Below are 8,202 nucleotides of genomic sequence, written 5' to 3'. Positions count from 1 at the left end.
TTCCGGGCCCGAAGGTGTTCGAGACCCAGATCCACGGGAAGCGGTTCGAGATGTACAACGACACCGTGCTGGGGTTCAACAAGTCGGGCAAGGAGGTCGTGCGGCAGCAGGTGGAGGAGCCGATCTACATCCGCCCTGCGGAGCGGGTCAATTGGCTCTAACCCAGGCGTGAAGGGTGGGAGGGCGACGCCCTCCCACCGTCACGAGCGGCGTGTCTCCCGGCGCGCAGATCATGAGCGCGCCGGGCTCCGCCAGCTCGGGGCGGCCGAGCCGAGCGCGGGAACTGGCGGTACGCCTCAGCCGGGCGGCGGTGCGAGTGACGCGGAGGGCAGGGGATCCCAACGAGGGGCCCCCTGCCCTTTGTGTTTGCGAGACAGGGTGAGGAGCCAGAGAGGGGAGGCCGTGCCCATGAGCGAGCGATGGCGTCAGCTTGTCCCCCGGCCGGCCGGGCGGCAGGTCCTGGTGAGCCTCCTGGTGGTGGGGCTCGGGCTCCTGGGGGCGGAGGCGCTGCAGCAGGTGGACCAGGAGCTGCGGATCCTGTACGCGGAGCACACGCTGGGGGCGACGGACCTGGCCCACGTGGCCGCGGACGTGATGCGCTTCCGGAACACGATCTTGCGGGCCCTGGAGGCGCCGACCCAGAAGGACTTCGTGCGGATCACGGCCTCGCTGCCGGACCAGCGGGCGCGGATCGAGGCGGCGGTGGCGCGGGCGGCGGCGGCGGGAACGCGGGTGTCGCGGAGCGGCCGGAGCGAGGCGGAGGATCTGGCCGAGGTGCGGGCGAGCCTGGCGGCCTACTTTGCGGCGGCGGAGCAGACGGAGGCCCTGTTGCGGCAGCTCTGGGAGGCCCCGACGGCGGCCGCGGCGGCGGAGCTGCGGAACCGGGCGGAGGTGCACGCGGCGGACAATGCGGGGCCGAAGCTGATGGCGGTCAGCCTGGCGCTGGACCGGCTCCTGGAGACCGTCGCCGAGATTGCGAAGGACATCAGGGAAGAGAGCACGAGGATGATCAGATTGCTCAGCGTCGCGCTGATGGGAGGAAGCCTTTGCCTGGCCCTCATGACGCTCGTGTCAAGGCCCTCGTCCACCCATTCTTCCGAACCGCAAGCCTTCATCGCGAGCCCAGCTCCCCCCGTCCTCCCCAGCCCCGGCTCATCTTCATCCCTCCATGAAGAGAAATCCCGCATGATTCGGACCTGAGCCGGCGTGAGCGGCAACCCCATAAGCGGCTTCCCCCTCCCTTCGCCGGTAAAAAACCTACTGGAAAGCACTAGGGAGACGGGTCAAGTCTTGCGCACGGGGGAACAAACCGAGCGGAGGCGCGTGATGAAGGTCCTCAACGTTTCTATCTGGCACTGCGGGCAGCAACCCGACTGGGAAGGCTCCGTTCGCCAGAACGTGAAGATGTGGAAGCAGGCCCAACGCGGCGGCCTCTGGGTGCCTTGCCCTGTGATCCGGCTGGTTGATGAGAGCTCTTAGGAAGCCCCTTCCGTCGAACTGCAGATGTCGCGGACAGATACTGCTCGATCATATCGGCCAGCCGTGATGCTGCCTCGTCAACGGTGAGAGCCTTGGAGCGACGCTTCATGCCTTTTCCCTGTCGGATCAAAAACTTGCTTGAGCCCACGCCAGTCGCAACTCTGGCTCCTGCCGCTTCCTACCGCATCCGTCACAAATTTAGCACAACGCACCGTCATGTGCCAGGGCGGGGATAATTAGGGGATTTCTGCCCTGGGGGAACGGGGCCGGTGCGGAGCGTCCCGGCCAAAGGGCCTGCTCCAAGATTTGGCCGACTCCGCCATCCAGTTTGGCAGACCTCGTGATGGAAACCGCTCGAGCGCATCGCTTCTGGTGAAAAACCCTGTCATGGTCTCGGCGTCTTACCTGTCCAGCCAAGCCGGAAGACAGGCTCATACAAGATGGTCGGGAGGCCGACCGATCTCCAGCACGCCCACCAGCCCACCGAACAGCTGTCCGGGACAACAGGACCAACCGGACGCGAGTCGTCGCGTTGAGATCGCCGAACGTCGCCGCCATAGACGCCACGACCGCGAGCCATCCGGACAGAGGGCATCCCGGATAACTTAATAACTTACGATACGGACGTGGTCGCCGCGTCAACGGTTTGCTCCAAGGTCTGGCCTTCACCGCGCCAAGCCTGGAGCAGGGATCGTGGACAACGTTGGCGCCACCTCTCCTGTGTCCTGGGCTCCCCGGCCCGAATGAGAATCCCTACACGCCCGATTCTCTGGAACTTCAACAGGTTCGCCTGCGGACTGGTCTCACGCTTGAAGGCGGCCCCCTACAGCGTCCCTCTTGCCAGCCGACTGGTGCATCCACACACGCAGCGATGAATGGTGGAAATTCAACATGATGGAACCTGCCTTCCCAGATCGTCTCGGCTCGGCACCCCGTTTGCTGGCTCATGGACAGAAAGCAAGCGCCACGAGTCACGAACGAAGAGCAGGAGGCTTCACATGGCGTTTGGGGTAACAGAAGTCGTCTTCCTCGGAGGCCTGCTCGGTCTCAGCGCACTCATGCTGCTCGTGGTCCTTCCGTGTCTGGTCCTCTATTGGGTGGGATTCCAAGGGTGCCTCCATTGCGGTTCCGAGTTGAACAACGGCGCGGGCAAGTGCCTCATGTGCGGCACCTCCCTGCGGCAGCAACGATCGCTCGTGGACGTGCTGATTCAGCGAGTAACCAGATCGGGGGAGCAACCGATGCCCGAGCCGGCCGTCGTGGTGCAATTGCTAGCCAGGCACTCCAGCGAATCCAAAGCCTATCGGCGCTCCGGAGCCGCACTCGATGTGAAGAACGCACCAGAACCACAGGCCCGGTTCGTCCCGATGCAGGAACCGTCGCGATCCGTTGGAACCTGACCTCGGCCGCACGGGCCTGTCAGATCCTTGATCGAACACGTCGCCTAGGCGTCTCCCCACAGCCGCCTGGAGAATGTCTGGAGTTCGCCAAGCGTCCATGGCCACCGAGGAAATCCCCGACTCAGCCGTCTAGCGATGCCTCTGAGAAACGTTCCTCCCCAGTCGTTGAGCCCCACTTGGTGTCTTGGGCCATGCGGGGTCCCTCGCTCATGACCGCTTCCCTGGTCTAGCTCCAGCCAAGTCGGCTGGGTCGCCCAGAAGGCGTACTGACTCGGTCCACTCGGATCACTATCGCCTCCATGTAAGGTGTCGGCTTGAGGCTAAAGAACATCTCGTTGAAGGCCGTTGATTTACTCCGAGGCACCGCACGGGGCCTGTCAGCCAGAGCCATCGCCCTCCTTCGGCGCGCGACCCCGATCGCTTATCACACCGTGCTGGTCACCCTCAGCGCGGCCATCGCCCTCTCGCTACCGCTGCTCGTCTCGTCGCTTTCACAACATTTTTTGTCTACTGGGCGGAGATCGAGCGCGAAAAAGCCTTTCTCGTCGCGGTGGAGATTGCTGTCGCGCTGCTGTTGATCAGCCTCTTCAATTTCGTCGGGAAAAGCCTGAAAGACACCCGCCTCGCCGCCATGGCCAGAGAGGCCGGGCTGGTCTATTTCTTCCCGAGCAAGGGGGGGTTCAGAAAGCGAAAGTCCAAGAAGCTCAAAAAAAGCCACGGCCTCGCGCGAAGCATCATGGTGATCAGGTCAACCGGGTACAGAACGTTCGTGGATGAGAAGGGAGAGTTGAGATTCACGCTGGAAGGTTGTCTCGAGGCCAAAATCATGCTGGTCAATCCATACAGCCCCGGAGCCGGAATTCGGGCCACCGCCATCCCTTGGGTACTCGTCCGAAGCCCGCAGGACCCGGCGTCTCACCCACTCGCCGCGCCGTGCCCACCACGAAAGGGTCGCCTCCGTCGGAGCCCACTTCATTGATTCAAATCAGGTGTAGGAGCACGTCATCTTGAGGGAAAAGATGGGAGAAGTTGGAGCGGGAAACGGGATTTGAACCCGCGACCCTCGCCTTGGCAAGGCGATGCTCTACCACTGAGCTATTCCCGCTCGCCACCCTGTGAGGAGAGGCTCGATTCTACCGGCCACCTCACGGCCTGTCAAGCCGACGGGAGCGGCGATCGCCATCGTCGGTTCCCGTTCCACCCGGCGCCACTCGGTCCCCAGGAAACTACGTCAGGAACGCTTGACGGCTCAACGGGCCTTGGGTAGAGTGGGGGCTCCGGCGACGGCCAGTCGCGTGCGGTGGAGGCGCTGATGACCACCCGTCCTTCGGCTCCGGTTCCTTTTGCGGCGCAGGCCGTGCCGTTCGATGAATTCCTGGCCAGCGGCAAGTTGCCCGAAGGATTGATCTCGAGCGACTACGTGGGGCAGCAATTCGTCGAACGGCTGGTGCACTACGTCCTCAGCGTACCGGCCGGCAGTTACACGATGGCCCAGTTGGGGCACTTGCTCGAGCAGCTCGACCCGCGCCACCAGGTTTTTTTCTTCAAACGCCTCAAAGAAACCAGCCCTGAGAGCCTCAAGGACTTTGCGCCTCTCTATTACGGCTTCATGGCCGAGTTCCACGCCCTGCTGTTCACCTGAACTCGCCCGCAAAAAAACTGCTTGTGAGTACCGCTCGCTCTTGTATTATAATGAGCCTAGCGTTGCCTTTCCGACCCTCAACGAGGAGAGTATGAATCCGACTTTGCAGCGGGCCGTGACGAGTTTCTACAACCTGGTGTATGAAGCGCAGACCTTTGCCACCACGATGGCCAGGCTGGACGTGGCGGATCAGGAGCACTACGCCGGCCGCATCGAGGGCCTGAACTGGGTTCTGGACCGGTGCCAGGAGCTGGAAGACATGGACACCAACCTGACACCGTCGGCGCTCCAGAGGCTCCTGAGCGACGTGAAGTCGGACCTGGACCATGAGTTGTCCGTGCAGCGGCGGGAAAAGGGCCGGCGAGCCGACGGCCGCGAAGAAGCGCTGACCTTCGTGTCGGACTATCTGGCCAGCTTGATTACCGTCACCGAGATCGAGTCAGCCAAGAGTTCGGTCTGATCGGGCCCGCCAGGGAGAGCCCGCCCACGTTCCCGCCGTCAGGGAGCTGAACGCATGTCCTCGATGGTTCGCGAATGGATCATCTTTGCGATCTCGTTGGGGCTGGGGGGGCATATCGTGCTGGCGCTGGTGCTGCACGCGCCTGAGTCCTGGCCGTGGGACAAGGCCGGCCTCTACGGGCTTCTGGTAGGGCTCTCGGTCTACATTTCCTTCCAGCTCTCCCGCTCCCTCTGGTGGATGATCAAGGGGAGGGCGAAGGTCGATCCGTCCGCATGACCGGGCCGGGACCGTCCCGAAGGACATCGCTCATGAGCCTCCCCAACTCGAGAGGGCAGGGAGCCGGCGGATGGCCGCCTGTGCCTCCCCTCCGTCGAAGACCGCAGCCCGGTGGCCTTCCCCGGAATAACCGGGAGAGAACCGCTCAACCCGATCAGTTTGGTTCCCTCCGCGCGTCGCTTCTTTACTGCCCCACGTGCCGGCAGGCCACGCCCGCACGGGAGCGCCTGCTGCTGATCCTCCCGACCGGCGACCTGTACGAATACCTGTGCGTAGAGTGCGGGACCTCGACGGGATCCAAGACCGCCCGCGAGCGGGGCGACGCCGGGCTGTTGCTGCCCTGAGTTGGGGAGAACCGGGAAGGGCGCGAGCGTCAGACAATGCCTTCGAGCGGGATGCCCTCCTCGATCAGCATGACCGGAATGTCCTCCCTGATCGGATAGAGGATCTTCCTGTCCGCGCGGATCAGCCCTCCATCCAACTTCTCGGTGACCGGCTGGCCGGCCTTGTTCTTGAGCTCGCCCCGCTCGATGCGCGCGTTCAATCGGGCGATGAGCGCATCGTTGGCGAGCGTCACCTCCTGCTTCGTGTCGGGACAACAGAGAATCGCCAACAGCTCCTGATCAATGTTCATGTCCGGTTCGTCTCCTCCGTTCCCGTCCCCCGCGCTTCCCGGGCGGCGAGAGTCTTGCCCCTGCGGCAGCCGTCGAGGACTCTAGCCTAGAGGAATTCGGGTCATAGATCAAGTCGCGGCGTGAGACGCCGCTCCCCGGAATCTGCTAGACTAGAGCACATGAACACGGCGGGCTGGGTTCATCGGATCAGACGCTATTTCCTGACCGGACTGCTGGTGCTGGTCCCGGCATGGGGGACCTTTCTCATCCTGGACACCCTCTTTCTGGCCATTGACGGTCTGATCGCGGACCTGCTCGGCCCGGCCGCCAAGTTCGACGTTCCGGGCCTGGGCCTCGTCAGCCTGCTCGGCCTGATTCTGCTGGCGGGGCTCGTCGCGACCCATTTCCTGGGCCAGCAACTGCTCCGCTGGGCGGAAGAGTCGGTCCAGGGCATTCCGGTGGTCAGCAGCATCTACCTGACCCTCAAAGGCATGACCGACCTCCTGCAGTTCCGGTCCCGCTTCACCCGCAGCACCGTCGTGGCCTTTCCGTTTCCCCGAAACGGCTTGTGGGCGCTGGGATTCGTGATGGGCGCGGCGCCGACGCCGGTGCAGGCGACCGTCCCGCACCCGCTCCTGATGGTCTTCGTCCCGACCGCGATCCATCCCTTCACCGGGTACCTGGCCTTCGTTCCGAAGACGCAGGTCATTCCCCTGGACCTCCCCCCCGAGGAAGCGCTGAAGGTGGAGTTCTCAGCCGGATTGTACAAGCCGGCCCGGCTGATGCAGCCCTCACGCTCCGGGACGGTATCCTGAGGACGCCCATGACCACATCCCGTACCGACGAACTGACCGTTCGCTACGCCGGCCCGGAGGACGTGGACACGCTGGTGGACTTTAGCGCCGCGATGGCGAAGGAAACTGAGGGCCGCGCCCTCGACCGCGAGCGGCTGCGGCGAGGGACGCTGGCCGTGTTCGAGTCCCCGGATCGCGGCTTTTATCTGGTCGCGGAAGTGGGGCAGGGGGCGGGCCGGCAGGTCGTCGGACAGTTGCTGGTGACCTACGAATGGAGCGACTGGCGCAACGCCACCTTCTGGTGGATCCAGAGCGTGTACGTCCATCCAGCCTGGCGGCGGCGGGGCGTCTATCGCCGCTTGCACGAGACGGTCCTGCAATGGGCGCGCGAACGGAAGGACGTCTGCGGCATTCGCCTCTACGTGGAAGGGGAAAACCGGATCGCTCAGGCGGCTTACGTGCGGGCCGGTCTGGCGCCGTCGAGCTACCGGGTGTTCGAGCAGGATTTCGTCCTGCCGAGAGGAGAGCCGGAATAGGACGCCGCGCCCCCGGCCGAGACCTGACGCAGTCCGCAACGGAAGAGGGAACAACGGCTATGCGAATCGGATCGTGGATGCATCGAGTGGCGGTCGTTTCGCTCGTGCTCGTGAGCTTGGGAACATGGAGCGGCTGCTCCTTCAATCGCGGGACGCTGGGCGACGAATTCAAGAAGGAGGACGTCTCCGCTATCAAGAAGGGGGACAGCAGGGCGCAGGTGGTCTCGGCCCTCGGCGCCCCCGACCGTATCGTCCAGGCCAACGACCATGAGATCTTCCAGTACTATCGCTACGACATCAAGGCGAAAGGGCTGTTCTTGTTGGTGTTGAATTTGTCCCGCATCAACGTCAAGACCGACGACCTGTACGTCTTTTTGAACAAGGATGGCGTGGTGGATGAGATCGTCTTCGGCAAGCGCACCGACCGGCTCGAGTTCCAATTCTGGCCCTTCGGCGACTAAAGAGGGCTAGGGGCGATGGACGGACGAAATGCAGGAGGGAAGAAAGCCGGTCTTGTTCATCGGCTTGTGACTTTCAGCTTTCGCCTCTTGCCTCTTGCCACGTGCCTCGTGGCCCTGGTTCTATCAGGCTGCGGATTCGCCACGTTCACCAGACTGTCTCTGAACGATCCGATCAAGCCGGAGGACGTGGCTTTCATCGAGTTGGGGAAAACGACGTTCTCGGAGATCCAGGAGAAACTCGGAGCACCGAACGAGATCCGAGGGATCGAGGACGGAGCAGTGGCCACGTATTACTTCCTGGACCTGAAATATTCCAGGATCAACTATGGATGGCCGCTCCAGCTCGTCTCGCCCGTGCAGCCGGACTTGATTCTCGGCGGCGGCGGGCTGGCAACCGATACGTTCCAAGTGGTGTTCGGCCCTGGTTGGGTCGCACGAAGGCACGCGTTTACCAAGCACGTGGATCCAAGCCGGTACGGGCTGTGGCCTTTCGACCTTGAAGAGCCCCACCCGTACCAGCTCCAGCAGCTCGCCTTCTGA

Annotated in this window: 11 protein-coding genes and 1 tRNA gene; 9 read left to right on the top strand and 3 right to left on the bottom strand. The window is 63.4% G+C overall.

The window, feature by feature from the left end:
- Window positions 1-408: 408 nt before the first annotated feature.
- Window positions 409-1,200 (top strand): MCP four helix bundle domain-containing protein, encoded by a 792-nt coding sequence (locus AB1411_16435; GenBank protein MEW6545179.1) that lies wholly within the window; start codon window positions 409-411, stop codon window positions 1,198-1,200.
- Window positions 1,201-2,477: 1,277 nt separating this feature from the next.
- Window positions 2,478-2,879, top strand: coding sequence for a hypothetical protein (locus AB1411_16430; GenBank protein MEW6545178.1), 402 nt, complete (start codon window positions 2,478-2,480; stop codon window positions 2,877-2,879).
- 424 nt (window positions 2,880-3,303) lie between these two features.
- Here AB1411_16430 and AB1411_16425 read toward each other — a convergent pair whose 3' ends face one another.
- Both AB1411_16425 and AB1411_16420 read right to left on the bottom strand, forming a co-directional pair.
- On the bottom strand, window positions 3,304-3,597 hold the full coding sequence (locus tag AB1411_16425) for a hypothetical protein (GenBank protein ID MEW6545177.1): 294 nt from the start codon (window positions 3,595-3,597) through the stop codon (window positions 3,304-3,306).
- 312 nt (window positions 3,598-3,909) lie between these two features.
- Window positions 3,910-3,984: transfer RNA gene (locus AB1411_16420), tRNA-Gly, on the bottom strand.
- A 207-nt stretch (window positions 3,985-4,191) separates the two neighbouring features.
- On the opposite strand from AB1411_16420, the gene AB1411_16415 reads away from it, so the two are divergent.
- The 3 genes from AB1411_16415 to AB1411_16405 all read left to right on the top strand — a co-directional run bounded on the left by AB1411_16415 (window position 4,192) and on the right by AB1411_16405 (window position 5,257).
- Complete coding sequence (locus AB1411_16415) at window positions 4,192-4,521, top strand: hypothetical protein (GenBank protein ID MEW6545176.1); 330 nt, start codon at window positions 4,192-4,194, stop codon at window positions 4,519-4,521.
- A 91-nt stretch (window positions 4,522-4,612) separates the two neighbouring features.
- Window positions 4,613-4,981, top strand: a complete 369-nt coding sequence (locus tag AB1411_16410) for a hypothetical protein (protein ID MEW6545175.1) — start codon at window positions 4,613-4,615, stop codon at window positions 4,979-4,981.
- Window positions 4,982-5,035: 54 nt separating this feature from the next.
- On the top strand, window positions 5,036-5,257 hold the full coding sequence (locus tag AB1411_16405) for a hypothetical protein (protein ID MEW6545174.1): 222 nt from the start codon (window positions 5,036-5,038) through the stop codon (window positions 5,255-5,257).
- Between the two features lie 373 nt (window positions 5,258-5,630).
- On the opposite strand, the gene AB1411_16400 is transcribed toward AB1411_16405, so the two are convergent.
- Window positions 5,631-5,891 carry a Trm112 family protein gene (locus tag AB1411_16400; protein ID MEW6545173.1) on the bottom strand — a complete coding sequence of 87 codons (261 nt, stop codon included), beginning with the start codon at window positions 5,889-5,891 and terminating at the stop codon, window positions 5,631-5,633.
- A 159-nt stretch (window positions 5,892-6,050) separates the two neighbouring features.
- Between AB1411_16400 and AB1411_16395 the strand changes: the two genes are divergently transcribed.
- From AB1411_16395 to AB1411_16380, 4 genes are all read left to right on the top strand, one after another.
- Window positions 6,051-6,686: a DUF502 domain-containing protein gene (locus AB1411_16395; protein ID MEW6545172.1), complete on the top strand. Its 636-nt coding sequence runs from the start codon at window positions 6,051-6,053 to the stop codon at window positions 6,684-6,686.
- 8 nt (window positions 6,687-6,694) lie between these two features.
- On the top strand, window positions 6,695-7,201 hold the full coding sequence (locus AB1411_16390) for a GNAT family N-acetyltransferase (protein MEW6545171.1): 507 nt from the start codon (window positions 6,695-6,697) through the stop codon (window positions 7,199-7,201).
- Between the two features lie 59 nt (window positions 7,202-7,260).
- A complete protein-coding gene (bamE, locus tag AB1411_16385; GenBank protein ID MEW6545170.1) occupies window positions 7,261-7,662 on the top strand; it encodes an outer membrane protein assembly factor BamE in 402 nt (133 codons plus the stop codon).
- Window positions 7,663-7,770: 108 nt separating this feature from the next.
- A complete protein-coding gene (locus AB1411_16380) occupies window positions 7,771-8,202 on the top strand; it encodes a hypothetical protein (protein ID MEW6545169.1) in 432 nt (143 codons plus the stop codon).

The organism is Nitrospirota bacterium (assembly GCA_040757595.1).
Lineage (GTDB): Bacteria > Nitrospirota > Nitrospiria > Nitrospirales > Nitrospiraceae > JBFLWP01.
Note: the sequence above shows the minus strand (reverse complement) of the source record. Positions and strands in the feature narration are given on the sequence as shown.